Source organism: Ruminococcus sp. 1001136sp1 (assembly GCF_039841815.1).
Classification (GTDB): domain Bacteria; phylum Bacillota; class Clostridia; order Lachnospirales; family Lachnospiraceae; genus Blautia_A; species Blautia_A faecis.
In genome coordinates this window covers 357,585-379,411 of sequence record NZ_JBDPGY010000001.1, presented here as the reverse complement: position 1 = coordinate 379,411, position 21,827 = coordinate 357,585, and the positions used below count along the sequence as shown (strand labels likewise).

The window sequence follows — 21,827 nt, the reverse complement described above, 5'->3', positions numbered from 1 at the left end:
TCGCCCCATTTTTTGTTGAAATTAACCAGAAAAGTGCAGAAAAAAACATAGTGTACAGAATGTAAAAATGGTAAACTGTAGGAAAGGAAATTTTTTACAGGAGGAGTGTATGAAAAAAAGAAAATCCATTGGTCTGTGGGTGGGAATCTGTCTTCTGTTTCTGGGAATATTTGGAAGTGTAAATGTTTTTGCTGCAGTGACAGAGGGAAAAGCCGGGGAAATACTTACTGGGGAGTATGCAGTGATTATTAATACAGATACATCTGATTCGAGGAGCGCAGGCACACTGATCTTTGATGACAGTGGAAGTACTGCGTCAGTTTCAAGTGGAAGTGAGCTTCCCGCAGCTCAAAGCCTGGCCGGGCTGAATGCAGGGAGCACCAGCTCAGTCACTGCGTTGAAGGAAAAAAGCGCTATTTCGTCCATTACATCAGCAGATGAGACTGACGATGGTATATCCGTCCAGGCAGCGACTACCACTTATGCAATAGGAGAAGAGAAATATATTTACAGAAGCAATGGCAGCGGCAAGACCTATATATGTATTGGGATTGGTGAACATTGCTATATCTGGATGGACAAAAATATGAAAGCGGATTATGATGCCGCTGGAAAAACATCTCTCATAGCATCAGACATGGCGAGCATTTATGACAGACAGCCCTATCAAATCCTGAAAACACTGGCAGGAGGCGATCTTCCCTGGGAAGATGGATCCGGCAAACTCTCTATTGTGCTGGAAACCTTAAGCGGCGCAAGTGGTCAGTTTCAGTATGATGAGGGAATTACAGCAATCCATATCAACACTCCGGCGGCAGCATCCTATGTTTCCGGTGAAATGACCAGAAGAAACGGTCTGCTGGTTCACGAGGGACAGCACGCAGTATTCTGGCTGAAAACAAAATTCAATGCCTCCGAGAAATATATGTGGATAAACGAAGGTCTTGCAGTAACGGTCATGGATTATCTGTGGGGCGGTACGGACACAAATGGCTGGATGAACGGAATTGCAGGAAGTACCGCTATTCGTAACGGCTCTTCCTTGATGTATAAGAGTTATCGCGATGATATTGCCCAGGACTATGGAATGCCATACCTGTTTGTCAGATACGTAATTGACCGTATGGTAGGAAGCTATGAGCCTATGGCTGTGTTGCCGAGATTTTATACAGTAGATGCTTCCTCCCTTACCTGTGAAGCTTATCTGGAGAAGGTAACAGGAATTCCGTTTAAAACACTTCTTTCAGATTTTTATACAGCTGTGGCAGCAGGAGAAGCTTCTGGTATATACAGTTTTCCAGGCGATCGGATAGCGGCAAAAAAGGCATCTGCATTTCCGGTATTTTCCGGAGACAGTGGCTCAAAATATTCCATTCCGGCAGCTTCCGCGATCCTTGTGAAACTGAAGGATGGAAAATTTACAGTCCCATCTGATGGGGAAAGCGGAATTGTTTATCGTGTAATAGGAAGCCGGACTTCATTTGTGAAACCAGCTGGCGGAAATGGTACAAGCAGCAGTCCTTATCAGATTGATTCTCTGGATGATCTGAATTTGATTGAGGAAAATCAGGGCGCATATTATCAGCTGACCTCAGATATCCAGACACAGGGAAGAATTAATTTTACCATCTCTTATTTTGGTGGAACGTTGGACGGAAACGGACATACAATCTATGGACTGAAGAAGCCTCTGATAGCCATGAATCAGGGAAAAATCAGGAATCTGCGCATAGTTGCAGATTTTAATGATGATATGCAGAACGTGCAGGGCATCATCACACAGTACAATGAAGGAAATATTGAAGACTGTATGGTGACAGGAACGATTAGCGGATATATGGGCGGAAACGGAGCTGTTGTATATCCGGAATTTGGCGGAATTGCAGGTGAAAATGCACTTGCCGGAATTATTTTTGGCTGCACATCAAAGCTGAATGTTAATTTGACAATAGCTCCTATGAAAAGCCGGGTAGGTGGAATTGCAGGTCTGAACATTGGTACTATAAGCAAGTGTGTCAGCACCGGTACGATTCGTGTTACCCAGACAAACGGAAACGAATATCCGGTCTATGTGGGCGGAATTGCGGGAGAAATCCAGAAGTTTGGGGGCATGGGTGGTGTGCTCAAAGAATGCCTCCATGCAGGAAAAATCACAGTAACTGCAGCAAACAACCGTGTAGGACAGATGTGTGGAACTGCTGCTGATAATGTACTCAGCTCTTCTTACGGTTTAAGCGGACATGTGCTGAACTGTTATGGAAAGAGTGGAGAGGGGAATCTTGTCGGCGGAACTGATGCTTCCATTGGAACAGGTGGACTTCTCACAGAGGCACAGATGAAAGATTCCAAATCTTACGTGGGCTGGGAGTTTGGAACTGACTGGAAGATTTCAGAGGATGGTTTGCCAGAGCGGGTGGAGAATCCGGAGATTACTTCATTGGAGGTAAAAAACAACTGGACTTCCTGCTACGTGGGAGAAAAACCCTGGTATTGGGGCAGGCTTTTGATAAATGGTACAACTTATTCTGAGATTACAGCCGATATGATAAGCGGCTTTGACAGTTCTGCTGAAGGAACTACTCATGTTTATGTAGAATATAAGGGCAAACAGGTTGCTTATTCAATGGAAGTTGTTGCGCCGAAAACCAGTGATATCAGCAGCATTGTAATATCAGGACAGCCGAAGAAATCTTATGTGGAAGGAGATGTATTCAATCCATCCAGAGCCAGCATGTATGCAACGATTGGTGGTCGTCCAGCTTATATTTACAGTGGATTTACCTATGACAAAACAGGTGCACTGAAAACCTCGGATACGCAGGTTACTTTTGATTACTTTGGAGCAAAAATACCGTGGACGATTACGGTTGCAGCGAATGCACCAGCAGCTTTGACTATGCTTGCAGCTCCTGAGAAACTGAATTATGTAGCTGGAGATAAACTCGATCTGACCGGAGTGAAGCTTCAGATTACATATAGCAATGGAAAAGTATCGCCGGTTATTACAAGGGCTGATCTGAATACTTATGGAATACATTTGGCGCTTGGAAGTGGAAGCGGTTCATCGGCAGTGATTGATAATGGCAGAATAACAGAGTCATCAGATAATGGAAAAGATCTTATTGCTTATGCGACTGATAAGCTGCCAGGAGAATATGGTGCCGTGATCGCTGTGCTTGGAACAATGAGCGTAACAGAACCATTGGCGATTACAGATACTGAGCTGTACGCGGTTACAGGAACTGGAAAAGAGCAGTGGATATATTCAGGCTTTGTTACAGGTGGAAGTGGTAAGTATGAAACTCAGGTTGTTTCTGAGAATTTACCAGCTGGTTTAACTGTTTTTGCGGTTCCTGGCGGAGGCTCTTATGGAAGCAAATACTTTACTTTTTCCGGAACTGTCACTGCACCAGTGGGAATTTATGAGTCACAGTATAAAATTGTGGATACAGGAACAAAGGCAGTTTTGCCAGTTACAATAAAAATTATAGTTACGGCTTCTAATGAGGCAAGATTTTATAGTTTTGTACTTAACAAGGCGTTTAATTCCCAATTAAAAGAGGATGTTGTTGGGGAAATTGATAATGAGAACCGTAAGATTACGCTGCGGTTGCCAAAAGGAACTGATGTTACCAGGCTGGCACCGAATATTGATTATGGTTCTGGTACAGGAACAGCGGTAGCAGATGAGTTTACCAGTGGAAGATCTCATGATTTTACAAATCCGGTACAGTATGTTCTGACAGCACCAGATGGTGTAACGAAGATAACATATACGGTTACAGTTGTTTTTTACGATGAAACGCAGGGTGGTTCCGGGGAAACTGAGCATACGCATACCTGGGATGCCGGAGTTATAACGAAAGAGGCTACCACTTCAAGTACAGGAATTAAGACATATACTTGTACTGTGTGCCAGAGTAAACGCGAAGAGGAAATTCCGAAGTTGGTTGTTTTACCGACGAATACGCCAGTACCAACGGCAACGCCGACGAACACGCCGGTACCGACAAACACACCGGTACCAACGGCAACGCCGACGAACACGCCGGTACCGACGAATACGCCAGTGCCGACAAACACGCCAGTGCCGACGAATACGCCAGTACCGACGAACACACCGGTACCAACGGCAACGCCGACGAATACGCCAGTGCCGACAAACACGCCGGTACCAACGGCAACGCCGACGAACACACCGGTACCAACGGCAACGCCGACAAACACGCCAGTACCAACGGCAACGCCGACGAACACGCCGGTGCCGACAAACACGCCAGTACCGACAAACACGCCGGTACCAACGGCAACGCCGACGAACACGCCAGTGCCGACGAATACGCCAGTACCGACAAACACACCAATACCAACGGCAACGCCGACGAACACGCCGGTACCAACGGCAACGCCGACAAACACGCCGGTACCAACAGCAACGCCGACGAACACGCCAGTACCGACAAACACGCCAGTGCCGACGAATACGCCAGTACCGACGAACACACCAATACCAACGGCAACGCCGACAAACACGCCAGTACCGACGAACACGCCAGTGCCAACGGCAACGCCAGTGCCGACGAATACGCCAGTACCGACGAACACACCAATACCAACGGCAACGCCGACAAACACGCCAGTGCCGACGAACACGCCAGTACCGACGAATACACCAATACCAACGGCAACGCCGACGAACACGCCAGTACCGACAAACACGCCAGTGCCGACAAACACGCCAGTACCAACGGCAACGCCAGTGCCGACGAACACGCCAGTGCCAACAGCAACGCCGACAAACACACCTGCGCCGACTGGATATAAAGTGGGCACAACAGTGAAACATCCAGCGACAAACGGATATTATAAAGTTACCGCCACAGACACGGTAGAATATATAAAACCGATAAAGAAAAAGGTAAGCACTGTCACAATTCCAGACAGCGTAAACCTGAAGGGCGCGAATTACAAAGTAACCTCAATAGCCGCCAAAGCATTCAAGAGCAATAAATACCTGAAAAAGGCTATCATAGGAAACAATGTAATCCAGATTAAAAGCTATGCCTTTTATAAGTGCACGAAACTCTCTTACGTACAAATTGGCGGCTCAGTAAAAGCGATCGGAAAACAAAGCTTTTATGGCTGCAAAAAGTTAAACGAAATGAGAATCTACACCTCCCGCCTGAAAGCCAAATACGTAGGCTCCAATGCCTTCAAAGGCACTCCATCCAGGATGAAAATCTACGTCCCCAGGAAAAAGGCAAAGAGCTACAAAACGGTTTTTGTAAAACGAGGCATAAGCAAAAAGATTGTAATAAAGAAGATGTAATATTTGTTTGCGTTATGGGGAGGTCTTGTATGAAATACCGAAGCAAAAACGGTTTTACACTAGCGGAACTATTGATTGTAGTTGCAATTATTGCGGTATTGGTTGCTGTTTCAATCCCGATTTTTAATGGACAGCTGGAAAAAGCACGCAGGGCAGTGGATATGCAAAATGCGCGAATTATTAAGTCGGCATTGACGAATGCATATAATGAAGGACGAATGGATATTCCAAAGAAAGCTGTAGGACAAGAAAATTCAGGCTGTGGTGTCTGGGTTGTGATATGTCGTAGCACAAGTGAACTGCCAGACGCATATACTTCAGCTATGTTAAATGGAAAAAGTATCTATTGTGGAGCAAATTCCGGAGTTACAGTAAACGGTGTAAAAAGCAATAATTGGAAGTCGTATAATACTGGTGTTGAAGCCGTATTAAAGGAGGCCGGTTTAAATTGTGATACTCTGAAAATTAAAAGCAGAAACGATAAGGAGAAAGGCTGGGATTGGATTGTTATAGAAGTCGGGTTTGCAAAGGAGCAGTTTTACTCACGTATTTATAGTGGCTTTAAAGGGGATAAATCGGGTATGGAAGTTGTAGAAGCTGGATCTTCAAACATCGAAAAAGCAATAGGCGGATCAAATTAATGTAACAAGAGAATATATAAGGGACTGTAATAGATGCGTGCTGCGTATGAAGTGACATTCATCTGTTATAGTCCCTTTTCTCTTGACATTTTTCCACGTAATGTGCAAAATAAACCTATAAAGTTCAAACAATTTCAGGAGAAATTATATCATGAGACAGGAGTTTTTACACTTAAAGGCACCGGAAAACTGGAGTTAGAAGACACTTTCCGGCCAGGATGCCCTACGCAGCAGTAACCCATTCTGCATAAAAACAACCTTCTAAAATGGGGACTGTCTGAATGTCGAAGATTACCAGATTTCCATAAGAAATGGAACAATTTGTACTGACAGAACAAGAGTATTATAAAAATATGAATTAAAAAGAAAGTTGTGAAACAAAATGAAACGAATTGATTTTGAAAATGGCACGGTAACCAGAAACATTTTCAGCGCTGCAATCCCCATGCTGGTGGCGCAGATACTCAGTCTTTTATATAATATTGTAGACAGAATCTATATAGCCAGAATCCCTGAAGTGGGAACTACGGCGCTTGGCGCAGTCGGTTTATGTTTCCCGTTAATCGTGATTATCACTGCCTTTGCCAATCTGTTTGGCAGTGGCGGCGCGCCTGTTTTTTCTATAAACAGAGGTATGAAAGACAACCAGAAAGCGCAAGAGGTGATGAATACTTCCTTTACTATGGTGTGCGGAAGCGGGATCATTCTGATGATAACAGGTATGCTTTTTGCAAGACCTCTGCTGGTACTTTTTGGAGCATCTGAGGATGCTTTGGTTTATGCATATCCCTACATGATGATCTACCTGATCGGAACGGTTCCATCCATGATCGCCACAGGAATGAACCCATTTATCAATGCACAGGGATACGCGACAACTGGCATGCTTTCTGTAGCAATTGGTGCAGTCGCCAATCTGATCCTGGATCCATTATTCATTTTTGTGCTTGGTTTCGGAATCAAAGGAGCTGCCATTGCGACTGTTCTTTCCCAGTTCCTATCAGCTGCTTATGTACTACTTTTTCTTGAAAAAAGAGCGGAAATGAAAGCTCGGCTTTTGAAAAAAACAGAGCTGAAAAGCTGCAAAGAGAATGCAAAAAACATTGTCAGTCTTGGTACTGCAGGCTTCATTATGCAGCTGACAAACAGCCTGGTAACCATCTGCTGCAACAATGTTCTGGGGGTCACCGGAGGGGATGTTTACATATCTGTTATGACTATCGTATCCAGTGTCCGTCAGATGGTAGAGACGCCGATTTATGCTATAAATGAAGGAACATCACCTATTCTGAGCTATAATTATGGGGCAAAAAGACCGAAGCTTGTCCGCAAGGCAATGGTCACTCTGGCAGTAATGGTTCTGGTTTATACAGCAGTAATGTGGAACGTGATTATCTTTGTTCCGGATTATCTGATTGCCATTTTCAGCTCCGATAAGCTCTTGATAAAGGATGCAGTTCCGGCACTGAAAACCTACTTTGCAGCCTTTATTTTTATGGATCTGCAGTACATTGGACAGACTGTTTTCAAGTCTTTAAATAAGAAAAAACAGGCCATTTTCTTCTCGCTTTTGAGAAAAGTTTTTATTGTAGTTCCGTTGACATACCTGCTTCCCTACGTGTTTAAAATGGGAACTCACGGAGTATTCCTGGCAGAGCCGGTATCTAATGTAATTGGCGGAAGCCTTTGTTTCGTTACAATGCTGCTGACTATATTGCCGGAATTAAAGAGGCTGGAAAAGAAAAACGGAGAGGCAGACCGCCTCTCGGGGGACTTTAAAACGAGGTAAAAATATATGGAAAATACAATTATAATCGCAATTGTAAGTTTTCTCTGTATCCTGGCTCATGTCCCCACTCTGATCCTGCGAATTGTTCCGTTTCACGAAAAAATCTCAGATAAAGACAGGATCAGACTGACTGTAATCTATGCAATTGGTCTGGCTGTGGACTTCGGAATCTGCATGTGGGTGGGAAATTACCGGGAAATTGACGTGCCGTTTTATAAGATAAATCTGATTGCTTTCTGTATTGTAATGGCTGCTGTAAATATCTGGCTTGTCCCTGGATACACCAAGGTGCATTTGTTTGTATTTGGAATTGTGGCAGATATTGTCATGATTGCACTGTCAATCGGAGCTTATGTCAGTTCACTTTTGGGAATGCAGGGAAATGCGATTGGAATTGCAGAAACCAGCGCAATTGCAATTGTAGTGTATGCGCTTCTATATCCGCTGCTTAGCAGCCTGCTCCGTTATACAGTAACACCATTCCTTGAAATTGAATGCCAAAATTATTGGGAGACCTTATGGTTCATTCCTATTGCCATGTTTTTTTCCAGTATATTTTCAGAAGGAGTGGATATCTACACTACCACTTTTCCCCAAATGTTGAGTAAATGTCTGATCGGCGTCGCCACATTGCTGATTTGCTTTGCGGTGTCTTATGATCAGCAGCATTTTCTGAATGAAAAAGAACTGAACCGGCAGATCGATCAGCAGAAAGGCTACTATCATGCGCTCACGGAGCAGGTTCTGGCAGAACGTGAAGCACGCCATAATTTTCGTCATCAGGTAGCAGCTATTAAAGGTTTTCTTGATAAAAATGATATGGAGGGCTTGCGGGGATATTGTGATGATCTGGAACTGGAAGAGATGGGAAAAGTAACAATTCCATATACAGGAAACGCTGCGGCAGACGGCGTCCTTTATCATTACGGCTGTATTGCCAGGGCGAAAAATATCGAGTTTTCCGTATGCTGCTATCTGAAAGATATTGCTGTTCCGGACACTGATTTTTGTACAATTCTGGGCAATGCCCTGGATAATGCGGTGACTGCCGCCGGTCAGTATGAGGGAAAACGCTTTGTTGAAGTTGCTACGGAGAAGAAACACGGCATGCTTCTGATTACGGTAGACAATTCTTTTGATGGAATATTATTCCAGGAAAATGGGAAAATTTACTCAAAAAAACGGCAAAACAAACAGGAAGGAATCGGCATTCTTTCCATGAAAAAACTTTGCGAAAAACATGGCGGAGCCAGTCGCTTCGAAGCGGTCGGCAACAGGTTCCAGGCCAGCTTTATATTGAAAAGTGAGGTTGAAGATTAAAAAATGGTTAAAGTTGATTTAATTACAGGCTTTCTTGGCTCAGGAAAAACGACTTTCATAAAGAAATATGCTGCATGGCTGATGAGTCAGGGGCAGAATATTGGAATTCTGGAGAATGATTTTGGTGCAGTGAATGTGGACATGATGCTGCTTCATGATCTGGAAGGTGAGAACTGCGAGCTGGAAATGGTTTCAGGTGGATGTGATGCGGACTGCCACAGAAGACGTTTCAAGACCAAGCTGATCGCAATGGGAATGTGCGGATATGACAGAGTTCTCATTGAGCCTTCCGGGATTTTTGATGTGGATGAGTTTTTCGATGCCCTTTATGAAGAGCCGTTGGATAAGTGGTATCAGATTGGAAATGTGATTACCATTCTGGATGCCAGACTGGAGGAGAAGCTGCAGCCACAGGCAGAGTATATTCTGGCTTCAGAGGCGGCTGATGCAGGTTGTATTGTTCTGAGCAAGAGCCAGGAGGCATCTGAGGAAGAGATTAGTGGAACTGTGAAACATCTGAATCGCGCACTGGAAAGCGTGAAATGCAAACGACGTTTTACGAAAAATGAGATACTGAATAAGAATTGGGAAAAGTTTACAGATGAGGATTTTCAGAAGATTTTCAACAGCGGGTATGTGATGGAAGATTTCGAGAAACAGTGTTTTGATGAGAAAGAAGGGTTCCAGTCATTGTATTTTATGGAGCTGAAGATTTCCGAGACACAGTTGGAGAAAGCAGCGCATCAGATTCTGGATGATCCGGAATGTGGGGATGTTTTCCGAATTAAGGGCTTTGTGAAATTAGAAGAAAATGCTGCCGCGGTAACCGAAAACGAAAAAATGAATTCGGGCTCCGCTCAGAAAGTGTCCGCCGACAATAACTGGCTGGAATTAAACGCCACCCGTAAAGAATTTTCCCTAAGGCCCATTTCCGCAGGCCAGGAAGTCGTGATCGTGATCGGGGAGAATATGAATGAGGCGCGGATACGGGAGTATCTGGGGACAGCGAATATTAAGTAACCGCCATATTGACTAGAGCGTGTTTGAAAAATTATTCCCGCAATCTGTACGCCCCACTTTGCGGGAGATTTCACCCGAATTCGGTTGCCGTAGCCCGCTACGGCGCCCTCATCCGAGCGAAATTTCCCACAAATTGTGACGCACATCTTGCAGAAAGCCTTTTTCAAATACGCTCTAGATTACCATTATTTAAGAAGATATCAAAGCGTAATTTTGAAAATCTGAAATTTAAATTACTTTCCGTCCCTGTACATATTTCCCAACCAAATTGCGGTCGTCGGACAGATAAACAAGCCTTTCCAGTCTGTCACGGGTGGAGATTTCCTGAGGATGACGGATATTGCTGTCGTCCAGAATCATAGCGTCGAATTCATAGCCTTTTTCGAAGCTGCCGACTTTTCCGAAGAAGGAGCCACCACCGATCGTGGCCATGTAAAAAGCTTCTTCCAGAGTAACCGGGGCCTGGGTCTGGTCCATCAGGCGCCAGCGGAGCTTGGAAACCTGGATGGCATCGGCAATTGCGCGGAACATGGAAAGGGAAAATCCACCGGCAACATCAGTTCCAAGACCTACGTGAAGTCCCATGTCAAGATAACGGCGGATGGGAGCGATTCCGGAAGCAATGTCGGTGTTGGATTCCGGGCAATGGGCGATGTAAACACCCTGGTCTTTGATCATCTGGATTTCCTCATCTGTGGAATGAACACAGTGGGCCATGATAGTAGGGCATGTATTGCTGCTTGCAGAAGCAGGATTGGAGACTTCTTCATTTGCTGCAGGTTTCGTTCCAAACAATCCAAACATATCATACGCATCCCCATAAAATCTGCTTGTGGGACAAAGCTCCTTTACCCATGCAATTTCCCCGAAATTTTCAGACAGATGAGACTGAATTGGAATGTGGTATTCCCGCTGGATTTTTCCCAGCTCGGTCATCAGCTCATCAGTACAGGATGGGGTAAAACGTGGGGTTAGGATCGGGTAGGTGTGGTCGTAACGTCCCTTGATCTCTTCCAGCCACTGGCGTGTATCCTGTGCAGAAGCCTGTGCGCTTTTCTCCTGAAGCTCCGGTGCTCCATTGCGATCCATATTTACTTTTCCAACCATAGTTGTCAGGCCGCTTTCCTCCAGCATGTCCATGAGAAGCTCCGTTGCCGGACGGTGCAAGGTGGCGAAAATGCAGGCTCTGGTGGTGAAGCTGTGCTTTAAGTCATCCACGAAAATGGAGTAAGCCTTTTTCGCATAGGACAGGTCAGCGTACTTGGCTTCCTGTGGGAAAGTGATGGTGTTCAGCCAGTCCAGCAGCTCCAGATCCATGCCGGTTCCGCGGTAAGCGTACTGGGGAGCGTGCAGATGAAGGTCAGTGAATCCTGGGATGATCAGTCGATCACCCATGTCTTCTACCGGAATGTCCTTATATTCTGCCGGAAGCTGGGAAAAAATACCAGCACAGAGACTGTTTTCACAGACTACATAAGAGTTTTCATGAAAAACAAGTTCTTTCTGATTCTTGCTGTAACAAATTGTACCTTTCAAAGCAAACAAATCTTTTTTCATATCAGACCATCCTTTCTGCCAGAGGCGAGGCAAAGTAAAACTCCGGGATAGTTTGCGGCTGAGAACGTACTGCCGGAAACATGCAAAATGTGATTTCGGGCTGATTCAGCAATAAAAAAACCACCCGGAAAATGCCATACCTGCATACCTCTTCGCATGCAGCTTATAGACAACTATTAGGGTAGTTGGTAGAAACGTCCAACCAGATTATGGACATATATAAGCGTTTGCTGTTTTTATTTTATACCTTTATTGTACATGGTAAAGGGTGCAGAATCAAGGGGATTTTCACAAAAAAAATCTACATTTTCATATCTTTATTGCTGGATTTGTTATATAATGAAGTAAAATTTGCGGACAAGAAATTAGAGCGTGTTTGAAAAAGGCTTTCTGCAAAATCTCCCACAAAGTGGGGCGTGCAGATTGCGGGAATGATTTTTCAAACAGGCTCTAGAATGGAGATTGACATAACATGAGTTACAGTTTTAAAGGCCGTGTCAGATACAGTGAAATAGGCGAAGATGGTTGCCTGACTCTTCCTGGAATTCAGAATTATTATCAGGATTGCTGCACCTTTCAATCTGAGAATATAGGGCAGGGAATGAAGGCGCTGGAGGAACGCCAGAGAGCCTGGGTGTTGTCATCCTGGCAGATTGTGGTGAACCGATATCCGGGATTGGGAGAGTCGATTGTGGCATCAACGGCGCCATATGGCTTCAAAGGCTTTCTTGGAATGCGTAACTTCACTCTGAAAACAGAAGATGGAGAGCTTTTATCCTATGCAAACAGTATCTGGACCAATATTGATACAGAGACCGGTCTGCCGGCCAGACTTACAGACGAAGACACCAGAGGATACGAACTGGATGAAAAGCTGGAGATGGATTATGCGCCACGTAAGATTGCCCTTCCGGAAGGGATGGAAGCTCAGGAGTCTTTTGCAATACAGAAACATCATCTGGACACCCATCACCATGTTAATAATTGTCAGTATATTCGCATGGGGGCAGACTATCTGCCAGAAGGCTTTGAAATCCGCCAGATGAGGGCAGAATATAAGAAGCAGGCACTGCTTGGAGACGTTTTTTATCCGGCAGTGAAGCTGGAAATGGGAAAGGTTACGGTTGCGCTTTCCACGGAGAATGGCGAACCTTATGCGATTGTAGAGTTTATGTCTGCATGAGGTGAGACTATATGAATATCATGTGAGCGAAATAACTGTATCGCTTTAGAGATATCTCCATACAGGGAGGTCAGTTGAGAATGGCGAAACAGGAAATTTTATTAGAAAGGCGGTTTACATAAATGAAAATTGGAATACTTGGAGCTGGAGGAATTGCAGTTCAGATGGCGAAAACAGTAGCTGGAATGAAGGATGTGGAGAATTACGCAGTGGCAGCCAGAAGCTTTGAACGGGCGCAGGCTTTTGCCGAGAAATACGGTTTTTCCAAGGCTTATGGCTCTTATGAGGAAATGCTTGCAGACCCGCAGGTGGATCTGGTTTATATTGCAACCCCTCATTCCCATCATTATCTTCATGCAAAGATGTGCCTGGAGGCAGGAAAAAATGTGCTTTGTGAAAAGGCGTTTACTGTAAATGCAGACCAGGCAAGAAAGCTTTTTGCCCTGGCGAAAGAGAAAAACCTGCTGATCACAGAGGCAATCTGGACCAGATATATGCCATCCAGAAAGATGATCGATGATATTATTTCAAGCGGTGTGATCGGTGAGGTGACAGCTGTTACAGCCAATCTGAACTATGCCATCAGTGAGGTGGAACGTATCCGTAAGCCGGAGCTGGCAGGCGGTGCGCTTCTGGATGTTGGTGTTTATACCATTAATTTCGCAAGCATGGTTCTTGGGGATAAGTTGAAGGATGTACAGGCAACTGCTATTTTCCGTGAAGGTGTGGATATGCTGGATACGATTGCTATGGTATTTGAAGGCGACCGCATGGCTACCTTGCAGTGTGGTGCCCGTGAAATTTCTGACAGAATGGGAAGTATTTTTGGAACCAAAGGTTATATTCAGGTGCAGAATATTAATAATCCGGAGAAAATCACAGTGTTTGACAAGGAGCATAAGGAGGTTGCAGCTTATTTGCCTCCGGCACAGATCACAGGCTATGAGTATGAGGTTGAGGCCTGCGCCAGAGCAATCGCACAGGGCGAAAAGGAATGCCCGGAAATGCCTCATGATGAGACTGTGCGTGTGATGGAGATCATGGATGGAATCAGGAAATCCTGGGGCTATGAGATTCCGCTTTATGAGTGATGAAATTTTATGAAAACTATAAGATACAAGTTTTTATGAAAAATATAAGATATTTGCATGTATAAAAAGGAGGATACAGCTATGCTTGAAAAATTAAAAGAAGAAGTTTACAAAGCAAATATGGACCTGCCGAAATACGGCCTGGTTACTTTTACCTGGGGAAATGTAAGTGGAATTGATCGTGAAAAAGGTCTTTTCGTAATCAAGCCAAGTGGTGTGGAATATGAGAAACTGACACCGGAAGATATGGTAGTTGTAGACCTGGAAGGTAATAAAGTAGAAGGTAAATATAACCCATCATCTGATACTCCGACCCATGTAGTTCTGTACAATGCTTTCCCGAAGATCGGTGGAATCGTACATACTCATTCCTCCTGGGCTACCAGCTGGGCACAGGCCGGCCGCGCAATTCCATGCTATGGAACCACTCATGCTGATTATATTTACGGTGAGGTTCCATGCGTCCGTAATCTGGATAAGAGTGAGATTGCGGAAGCTTATGAGAAGAATACTGGTATTCTCATTGCCGACTATTTCAAGAAGAGAGATTATGAGGCTGTTCCGGCTGTTCTTTGCAAGAATCATGGTCCTTTCACATGGGGCAAGGATGCGCACGAGGCAGTGCATAATGCAGTAGTTCTGGAAGAGGTTGCCAAGATGGCTTCCCGCTGCGAGCTGATCAATCCGAATGTGAAACCTGCTCCGCAGGAGCTTCAGGATAAGCATTACTATAGAAAACATGGTGCAAATGCTTATTATGGACAGGAAAATATTGAGTGAAAACTGAGATGAATTGCGTGACCGCTGTTTGTACCTTGAGATAGGTATGAATGGCGGTTACTTAATATTCGATGCTTTTAAAGGAGGAAAAATATAAGACGAACAACTAAGATAGTAGTTCGCCTTATAAAGATTATTTACTATATTCAATTTCCACTGGTTTCACACCTGCAAGTTCCATACTTCTCTTGTCCGGCTGCGTACAGCCAACGTAAATATGGAAGTGGCTGCCGTCCTCTGTTCTTGCTCCAGTTTCATCTACTACGGTGAAGGCCTTTGGAGCAATGGAAAGTGTGACGGTTTTTGTTTCGCCTGCTTTCAGGAAAACAGGAGTGAAAGCAGCAAGCTCCGGGTTTGGAACGGCCAGAGAAGAATCTGCATTCTTTATGTAAACCTGAACCACATCCCGGGTATCAATTGCGCCCTGGTTGGTGACAGTGGCCTGGATTGTAACTGGTGCTGCTGTGGTATTAGTGCCGCTTTCGAAACCTGCCTTGCCGGAAACACTTGTACCATTTGTGTCGGCTGCGCTGTTTTCACTGACAACTGCATCTGTCACTACTACCTTCCCATAAGTCAATCCATATCCAAATGGGAACTGCGCCTTATTCTCCATATAGCGGTAAGTACGTCCCTTCATGGCATAATCTGTAAAATCCGGAAGCTCTTCCAGGGTATTGTAGAAGGTCACTGGTAATTTGCCGGATGGGGAGACATCTCCGAACAGTACTCTTGCGGCGGCTTTTCCACCTTCAGCACCTGGGTACCACAGAACCATCACTGCATCAAAATGTTCTTCTGCATAAGAAAGATCAATGTCACTTCCTGCCATCAAGCAAAGAACAACCGGTTTGCCGGATTCAGCCATGGCTTCCATCAGATCCAGCTGAACCTGTGGAAGCTGCAAGGTCTCTTTGTCACCGGAAGCATAGCTGTTTCCGGTATCTCCTTCTTCACCCTCCAGTGTTTCATCAAGCCCCACGCAGAGAATTACGATATCGCTGTTTTCTGCAACGATTTTCGCTTCCGCAAGTCTGTCCTGAGTAAAAGCAAGATGCTCGGTGCGGTCGCGGAAAAGGTCACATCCTACAGAGGCAAGCACACGTACATCATCTCCAAGGTAATCCTGAATACCTTCCTGGATCGTGCAGTAGCGGGAAGCTGTACCGTGATAATTGCCTACCAGAGCCTTACGGCTGTCTGCATTTGGTCCAACGATTCCAACTGTTTTGATCTTCTCTTTGTTCAAAGGCAGGATCCCATTGTTTTTCAGAAGTACAAAGCTTTCTTCAGCAGCCTTTTGGGAAAGTGCCAGATGGGCAGGTGACTCCACCTCAGAATAAGGAATTTTGTCGTATTCTGTTTCTTCAAATAATCCCAGCAGATATCTGGTAGTGAAAAGGCGGATGGCGGATTCCGTGATGGTATCCTCGGAGATCAGTCCTTTTTCATAAGCTTTCAAAATGTGAAGATAAGTGTTTCCGCAGTTCAGATCGCAGCCATTGTTCAGTGCTAATGCAGCCGACTCTGCCGGGGTGCTGGTTACCATATGATGCTCGTGGAAATCCTTGATGGCCCAGCAGTCGGAAACGAAATATCCCTGGAAGCCCCAGTCGCCGCGAAGTATTTTCTGAAGGGAAGGACTTCCGCAGCAAGGCTCTCCGTTGGTGCGATTGTAGGCACCCATGAAGCCTTCCACGTCCGCTTCTCTGGTTAAAGCTTCAAATGCTGGGAGGTAAGTTTCTTCCATATCCTTCGGAGTTGCGATTGCGTCAAATTCATGGCGGATGGCCTCCGGACCGGAATGGACTGCAAAGTGCTTGGCGCAGGCAGCGGCTTTCATAACTTTGCCATCGCCCTGGAGCCCTTTTACAAAAGAGACTCCCAACTCTTTCGTAAGGTAAGGATCTTCACCGTAAGTTTCATGTCCCCGTCCCCATCTTGGATCACGGAAAATATTTACGTTTGGCGACCAGAAGGTAAGACCTTTGTAAATGTCACGGTCTTCTTCCTGGGAATATGCATTGTATTTGGCACGACCTTCGGTAGCAATGGTATCTGCAATCTGTCCCAGAAGTTCGGTGTCAAAAGTGGCGCCAAGTCCAATTGCCTGCGGGAAAATTGTGGCCTGTCCGGCGCGGGCAACTCCGTGGAGCGCTTCATTCCACCAGTTGTAGGCGGGGATGCCAAGCCGCTTGATTGCAGGTGCGTCATAGCGTAGCTGACTTGCTTTTTCCGCTAAGGTCATCTGGCTGACCAGTTCGGTCGCTTTTTTTCTAGCCTTTTTTCTATCCATAATGTTTCTCCTTGTTGCAAAACATTGAGCCATATAAGGTTTGTGACCCACAAATAGCAGGTTACGTTGTAAAGCGAGTGTGAGTTTTCGGGCTGCATATCATCCTTTTACTGCACCTGTGGTAAGACCTTCTACGATCTGGTTACTGAACAGTGAGTAAACAACAACGGTAGGTGCGATTGCGATAATGATCGCAGCAAACATCTGCACATAGTTGGTTGCGTAAGGACCAACGAAATAGGTCAGTGTAACCGGCAGTGTCTTTTTCATAGGATCAGAGATAAATACCATGGCAAGAAGCAGCTCGTTCCAGTTGTTGATGAAGGTCATCAGACCGGATACGAAGAAACCGGTTCTGCAAAGTGGCAGTGCGATCCGGAAAAAGCATCCGTAGATTCCGCAGCCGTCAATGGCAGCAGCCTCGAACATTTCTCCTGGCATGGAACGGAAAAATCCGGTAAGCAGGAAAATGGTCATTGGCAGGGAGAAGGTAATATAAGGAATCATCAATCCGCCCTGGGAATTGGTAAGACCAAGTTTCGCAAATCTTACAAAAAGAGGAATCAGAACACAATGTACTGGAACCATCATTCCGATGAGGAAGAAGGTGTGCATGAATTCCGATAATTTCCAGCGCATTCTGGCGATGGCAAAAGCTGCCATAGCGCCGAAGAAAAGACTGACAATCAGGGTAGCGCCGCAGACGATGACAGAGTTTATAAGGGCGGTGCCAAGTTTTCCCATCTGCCATGCCTGCGCATAGTTTTCAAAATGAAATACCTCTGGCAGGGAAAATGGTGCGGACATAACACCAGCGTTATCTTTCAGAGATACGGACAGCATCCACAGAAGCGGAGCCAGATAAATAACTGCCAGGATCACCAGCAGGATATAAATCACTACGATTACCGGTTTTACCGGCTTTTTCGGAGCTTTTACTTTTACGTTGCTCATTTTCCCACCTCCTTATGACTCGTAAGTTTCAACTTTGATGACTTTCTTTACCAGAAGGGTTACAAGCAGGCAGAGCACCAGGAGAACTACGGAAATGGCGCTGGCGTAGCCGTATTTGAAATAGTTGAAACCTTCTGCATAAAGTTCAGTTGCAAGGACTTCTGTTCTGTGGTTCGGACCACCCTGAGTCATGTTGTAAACCAGGTCGAAGAACTTCAGAGAACCGATACAGTTCAGGGAAAGTGATGTGATCATCATTGGTTTGATCAGCGGAAGGGTAATGTAGCGGAATGCTTTTACCTTTGACGCACCGTCTATATAGGAAGCTTCATAAATGTCACGGGAAATTCCGGTGATCTGTGCCATATAAAGCATCATGTTCTGACCAAGGTACTGCCACAGGGCAACAAATGCGATAACCCACATGGGAAGTACAATAAATCCGGTAGAGTCCATCAGCCACAGAGGTCCTTCAATGCCGAATTTGGCAAGAAGATTGTTGATACCGATTCTCGGATTGAAAAGGAAAGACCAGAGAAGTCCAAGTGCTGCGGAGGAAAGTACGCATGGAAGATAATAAATGTTCTTGAAAATGTTACGGCCTTTCGGGATGTTGGTGAGCATAACAGCAAGTAAAAGACCGAAGATCTGCTGTGTGACTGCTGAAAAGATCATGAAAAAGATGGAGTTTTTCAGGGCAATACGGAATGTGGCGTCACCGAAAAACAGTTTCTTATAGTTTTTTAATCCCACAAATTCAGGGGGTGTAAGTGCTGCGTAATCGCAGAGTGAGTAGTAAACCATTTGTATCGTCGGGATGATCAGGACCAGAAGGAACATGATCAGCGCCGGGGCGATAAATACGAAAATGGCTTTTTTGTCGCGCAGAATTTTATCCATAATATCTCCTTCCGTCAAATGTGTGCGGTTTTACTACTAAAGAAAACCGAATGATAGCAAAGAATAAGCCGTTGTCTGCATGAGTATTGTATTGATTTTGGTGGGCTCGCTGACTGGCGATAACCTTTTTAGTAAAAAGACTGCCGCGGAACATGCCTTAGTCCGTTCCGCGGCAGCCATGTGCCTGGGTTTATAACTTATTTTTATAAGGGAGGATTTATTCCCAAACGTTCTCCTCATAGAATGTCTGTACGGTCTGGAATGCTTCTTCAGGTGTCTGGTTTCCAAGGAAGATGTCAACCATTGCGTTATCAAAGCAGTCACCAGCTTCTACAGATGCAAGGGACTCATTGTAGAATCCGAATGTACCAGTTGCTTTGGCCATGATATCCTGAACATATTTCAGCTGTGCAGGAGCTTTGTCATAGTCGATCTCAAGGTCTTTGACGATTGGGAATTTGCCGCCGACTTCTGCTGTGTATTTCTGAGCTGTCTCGTCTGTGAACATTTTCATAAGAGCGATAGCTGCGTCCTGATGCTCTGTTGTGGAGCTCATAAGAAGGTTATCAGTCTTAACAATCATACGGTTCGGGTCATTTGCACCGTCGATTCCAGGGAACTGGAATACACCACATTTGGACTCGAAATCCGGGTTGTTACCATTGATCTGTGCGATTGCCCAGGAACCCTGAACCAGCATAGCTGCTTCGCCGTTATAGAAAGCTGCTGTAGCCTGGTCGTTGGAATCTCCGGCTGCTGTAGCCTGGAAATACTGGGAAAGGTCTTTTAACTTGGTGCCTGCTTCGATACAGTTCTCGTCTGTCCAGTTAGCGGTATGGTCTGCGATAGCTGCAAGGTCAACGCCTTGACGGTCACACAGATAACCGGCGATCATGGATAAGCACCATGCGGTACCAGCGGAGCAGGAGATTGGTGTGTAGCCGGCATCCTGAAGCTTCTGGCATGCAGCAATCAGTTCGTCGTATGTGGTAGGAACTTCTACGCCAGCATCTGCAAACATCTCGGTGTTGTAGTAAACGCAGGCTGCTGCGAAGTTGGTAGGAACTGCCATGATCTTTCCGTCATAGGTCATTCTTTCGAAGATACCATCTGTAAAGGATGCGTACCAGTCTGCTTCCTGATTCTCAAGGATATCGGTAAGATCAGCTGCTGCGCCTGCATTTACATATACGTCCATGTTTGGACCAGGGTTACAGATGTAAACGTCCGGTGTCTGTCCGGCTGCGATCAGTGCGTTCAGCTTGCCATCATACTCTTCCAGGTTGGTGGTGATCGGAGTTACGTGATATTTGCCATCGTACTCTTCGTTGAAACGATCAATGACTTCTTTGTAACCTTTGGAAATAAGATCTTCCGTAGCTTCCAGGTCATCCCAGAACATCCATGTGATTTCTTCAACATCATCAGCATAAACCGGTACAGATGTAACCAGTGTTCCAGCTGCCATTGCTGCAGCTACTAATATTGAAAGTGCTCGTTTCTTGTTCATATTGAACCTCCTTTTAAAAATTTAGATCTCGTATTTGGTAATTCTTACTATAGCAGAGATTGCCTGGGTTTTCTTTCTAATTCTTGTTTGTTTACTATCAATTATTGCTATCTAAAATTGTACAAAAACAAGTACATGTCAAAGTATATAATTTAAAACATAGAAAATTATGCAATATAGACAAAGATAAACGATACTTATTTAGATTTAAAATATAAATTTGGCTATATATTGATAAAAAAAGCAATATTTGATACAATACAAACATATTGAAAAACGCAATATTTGAGAACTGAATGACAATATTTGATACTGACCGTCGGAAAATGATATATGTTGGGAAAATTCAAACATGCTCTGGTAAAAGGGTGAAACTCAGGAGCATTATAATAAGAATATACAGGGAAGGAGCATGGGGAAATGATACATAAGCTTAGTGGAATACATGAAACAGTAGATTTCCGGGAGGATGAGCAGGTTTGTCTCTATTATAATGATGAATACGAGAATTACCCACCGCACTGGCATACCTCCTTCGAGGTACTTATGCCAATCGTAAATGGCTATAAGGCACTGTGCGGTGGAAAGGAATACAATCTGCGTGAGGGGGATGTGCTGATTATCGGTCCGTGTATGCTTCATGAGCTTTTTGCTCCGGAAAGCGGAGAGCGGATTATTTTTCAGCCGTGTCTGAACAATATTTCTACCAAGGAGCTGAACTTGCTTACTATGATTATAACCCCGGCTACTTTGATTACACCGGAGGGGTATCCGCAGATTTATGAAAAAGTAAAAACGCTTATGCTGGAAATCAAAGAGGAATATTTCGGTGAGTCTCCCTATCTGGAAACTATGATTATTTCGAAATTCCTTGAGATTCTTACATGCGTTGGAAGACAGCGTGTAAATGCACATACTGTAGCGGGACAGCAGAAAGAAAACGGAGCAAACAGCAGGCAGAAGGAATATGTGGAGAAGTTTATCCTGGTTACAGATTATATTAACAATCATTTTGCGGAAGATTTGAGCCTGGAGGGAGTGGCTTCCCAGGCAGGATTCAGTAAGTATCATTTTTCCAGGTTGTTTAAGCAGTATACAGATTCTACGTTTTATAAGTATTTGAATCAGAAGAGAATTGAATTTGCAAAAACGTTGCTGCAGGATCCGGGAGTGAGTGTGACGGAGGTGGCATTTAAGTCAGGCTTTTCCAGTCTGTCGGCGTTTCTTAGGATGTTTAAGCTGATGAATAATTGTACGCCTACGGAGTTCAGGGAGATGTATGACAGGACGAAGATGGGGAACTAGAGCGTGTTTGAAATAGCAGGTGTCAATTTTATTTAGGTATTGATTTCTTATAGGAAGAAAATTATTATGGCATTAGAGCCTGTTTGAAAAAGCATTATTGCAAACTGCACGCCAAAATTGTGACGCACGTCTTACAGAAAGCTTTTTTCCAA

14 protein-coding genes, 2 pseudogenes and 1 riboswitch are annotated in these 21,827 nt (G+C 44.8%); of the genes and pseudogenes, 10 read left to right on the top strand and 6 right to left on the bottom strand.

The genetic code is table 11. The features are described from left to right. The first annotated feature begins 109 nt into the window (after positions 1–109). From ABHC48_RS01665 to ABHC48_RS01645, 5 genes and pseudogenes are all read left to right on the top strand, one after another. On the top strand, positions 110–5,329 hold the full coding sequence (locus ABHC48_RS01665) for a leucine-rich repeat protein (protein WP_195698872.1): 5,220 nt from the start codon (positions 110–112) through the stop codon (positions 5,327–5,329). Positions 5,330–5,358: 29 nt separating this feature from the next. After that, entirely contained in the window at positions 5,359–5,970 is a 612-nt protein-coding gene (locus ABHC48_RS01660; protein WP_195698873.1) for a type II secretion system protein, read from the top strand. Between the two features lie 382 nt (positions 5,971–6,352). Continuing rightward, on the top strand, positions 6,353–7,759 hold the full coding sequence (locus ABHC48_RS01655; RefSeq protein WP_195992616.1) for an MATE family efflux transporter: 1,407 nt from the start codon (positions 6,353–6,355) through the stop codon (positions 7,757–7,759). A 6-nt stretch (positions 7,760–7,765) separates the two neighbouring features. Then, complete coding sequence (locus ABHC48_RS01650) at positions 7,766–9,079, top strand: ATP-binding protein (RefSeq protein ID WP_347505121.1); 1,314 nt, start codon at positions 7,766–7,768, stop codon at positions 9,077–9,079. Between the two features lie 3 nt (positions 9,080–9,082). Continuing rightward, positions 9,083–9,601: pseudogene (locus tag ABHC48_RS01645) on the top strand (GTP-binding protein); the annotation flags it as partial. A gap of 335 nt (positions 9,602–9,936) precedes the next feature. Here the strand turns inward: ABHC48_RS01645 and ABHC48_RS01640 are convergent. Continuing rightward, a complete protein-coding gene (locus ABHC48_RS01640) occupies positions 9,937–10,245 on the bottom strand; it encodes a DUF6783 domain-containing protein (RefSeq protein WP_334285139.1) in 309 nt (102 codons plus the stop codon). On the opposite strand from ABHC48_RS01640, the gene ABHC48_RS01635 reads away from it, so the two are divergent. Beyond that, a complete protein-coding gene (locus ABHC48_RS01635; RefSeq protein ID WP_334285138.1) occupies positions 10,144–10,461 on the top strand; it encodes a DUF6783 domain-containing protein in 318 nt (105 codons plus the stop codon). The two genes, ABHC48_RS01640 and ABHC48_RS01635, sit on opposite strands and share 102 nt — an antisense overlap. Here ABHC48_RS01635 and ABHC48_RS01630 read toward each other — a convergent pair. Then, positions 10,346–11,494 (bottom strand): annotated as a pseudogene (locus ABHC48_RS01630) (amidohydrolase family protein); the annotation flags it as partial. The gene ABHC48_RS01635 and the pseudogene ABHC48_RS01630 sit on opposite strands and share 116 nt — an antisense overlap. Positions 11,495–11,802: 308 nt before the next feature. Then, positions 11,803–11,899, bottom strand: a riboswitch (purine riboswitch). 229 nt (positions 11,900–12,128) lie between these two features. On the opposite strand from ABHC48_RS01630, the gene ABHC48_RS01625 reads away from it, so the two are divergent. The 3 genes from ABHC48_RS01625 (at position 12,129) to ABHC48_RS01615 (ending at position 14,710) form a co-directional block, all read left to right on the top strand. Then, complete coding sequence (locus tag ABHC48_RS01625; protein ID WP_187565832.1) at positions 12,129–12,839, top strand: acyl-ACP thioesterase domain-containing protein; 711 nt, start codon at positions 12,129–12,131, stop codon at positions 12,837–12,839. A gap of 122 nt (positions 12,840–12,961) precedes the next feature. After that, complete coding sequence (locus ABHC48_RS01620; protein ID WP_173716963.1) at positions 12,962–13,930, top strand: Gfo/Idh/MocA family oxidoreductase; 969 nt, start codon at positions 12,962–12,964, stop codon at positions 13,928–13,930. Positions 13,931–14,011: 81 nt separating this feature from the next. After that, positions 14,012–14,710, top strand: coding sequence for an L-ribulose-5-phosphate 4-epimerase (locus ABHC48_RS01615; RefSeq protein WP_118583558.1), 699 nt, complete (start codon positions 14,012–14,014; stop codon positions 14,708–14,710). A 133-nt stretch (positions 14,711–14,843) separates the two neighbouring features. On the opposite strand, the gene ABHC48_RS01610 is transcribed toward ABHC48_RS01615, so the two are convergent. The 4 genes from ABHC48_RS01610 to ABHC48_RS01595 all read right to left on the bottom strand — a co-directional run bounded on the left by ABHC48_RS01610 (position 14,844) and on the right by ABHC48_RS01595 (position 20,370). Next, positions 14,844–17,006: a glycoside hydrolase family 3 C-terminal domain-containing protein gene (locus ABHC48_RS01610; protein ID WP_347505120.1), complete on the bottom strand. Its 2,163-nt coding sequence runs from the start codon at positions 17,004–17,006 to the stop codon at positions 14,844–14,846. A 99-nt stretch (positions 17,007–17,105) separates the two neighbouring features. After that, the gene (locus ABHC48_RS01605; protein WP_173769643.1) at positions 17,106–17,960 is read right to left on the bottom strand and encodes a carbohydrate ABC transporter permease; all 855 of its coding nucleotides are present in this window, start codon (positions 17,958–17,960) and stop codon (positions 17,106–17,108) included. Between the two features lie 12 nt (positions 17,961–17,972). After that, positions 17,973–18,860, bottom strand: a complete 888-nt coding sequence (locus ABHC48_RS01600) for a sugar ABC transporter permease (RefSeq protein ID WP_118583552.1) — start codon at positions 18,858–18,860, stop codon at positions 17,973–17,975. Positions 18,861–19,077: 217 nt separating this feature from the next. Continuing rightward, positions 19,078–20,370, bottom strand: a complete 1,293-nt coding sequence (locus ABHC48_RS01595) for an extracellular solute-binding protein (RefSeq protein WP_195698878.1) — start codon at positions 20,368–20,370, stop codon at positions 19,078–19,080. A 420-nt stretch (positions 20,371–20,790) separates the two neighbouring features. On the opposite strand from ABHC48_RS01595, the gene ABHC48_RS01590 reads away from it, so the two are divergent. Beyond that, entirely contained in the window at positions 20,791–21,675 is an 885-nt protein-coding gene (locus ABHC48_RS01590; RefSeq protein WP_148463309.1) for an AraC family transcriptional regulator, read from the top strand. Positions 21,676–21,827: the final 152 nt, after the last annotated feature.

What these genes read in the sequence shown, in the direction of transcription:
- ABHC48_RS01665 (WP_195698872.1), top strand. Translation starts at nt 110, where the DNA reads ATGAAAAAAAGAAAATCCATTGGTCTGTGGGTGGGAATCTGTCTTCTG.
- ABHC48_RS01660 (WP_195698873.1), top strand. Translation starts at nt 5,359, where the DNA reads ATGAAATACCGAAGCAAAAACGGTTTTACACTAGCGGAACTATTGATT.
- ABHC48_RS01655 (WP_195992616.1), top strand. Translation starts at nt 6,353, where the DNA reads ATGAAACGAATTGATTTTGAAAATGGCACGGTAACCAGAAACATTTTC.
- ABHC48_RS01650 (WP_347505121.1), top strand. Translation starts at nt 7,766, where the DNA reads ATGGAAAATACAATTATAATCGCAATTGTAAGTTTTCTCTGTATCCTG.
- ABHC48_RS01640 (WP_334285139.1), bottom strand. Translation starts at nt 10,245, where the DNA reads ATGTGCGTCACAATTTGTGGGAAATTTCGCTCGGATGAGGGCGCCGTA.
- ABHC48_RS01625 (WP_187565832.1), top strand. Translation starts at nt 12,129, where the DNA reads ATGAGTTACAGTTTTAAAGGCCGTGTCAGATACAGTGAAATAGGCGAA.
- ABHC48_RS01620 (WP_173716963.1), top strand. Translation starts at nt 12,962, where the DNA reads ATGAAAATTGGAATACTTGGAGCTGGAGGAATTGCAGTTCAGATGGCG.
- ABHC48_RS01615 (WP_118583558.1), top strand. Translation starts at nt 14,012, where the DNA reads ATGCTTGAAAAATTAAAAGAAGAAGTTTACAAAGCAAATATGGACCTG.
- ABHC48_RS01610 (WP_347505120.1), bottom strand. Translation starts at nt 17,006, where the DNA reads ATGGATAGAAAAAAGGCTAGAAAAAAAGCGACCGAACTGGTCAGCCAG.
- ABHC48_RS01605 (WP_173769643.1), bottom strand. Translation starts at nt 17,960, where the DNA reads ATGAGCAACGTAAAAGTAAAAGCTCCGAAAAAGCCGGTAAAACCGGTA.
- ABHC48_RS01600 (WP_118583552.1), bottom strand. Translation starts at nt 18,860, where the DNA reads ATGGATAAAATTCTGCGCGACAAAAAAGCCATTTTCGTATTTATCGCC.
- ABHC48_RS01595 (WP_195698878.1), bottom strand. Translation starts at nt 20,370, where the DNA reads ATGAACAAGAAACGAGCACTTTCAATATTAGTAGCTGCAGCAATGGCA.
- ABHC48_RS01590 (WP_148463309.1), top strand. Translation starts at nt 20,791, where the DNA reads ATGATACATAAGCTTAGTGGAATACATGAAACAGTAGATTTCCGGGAG.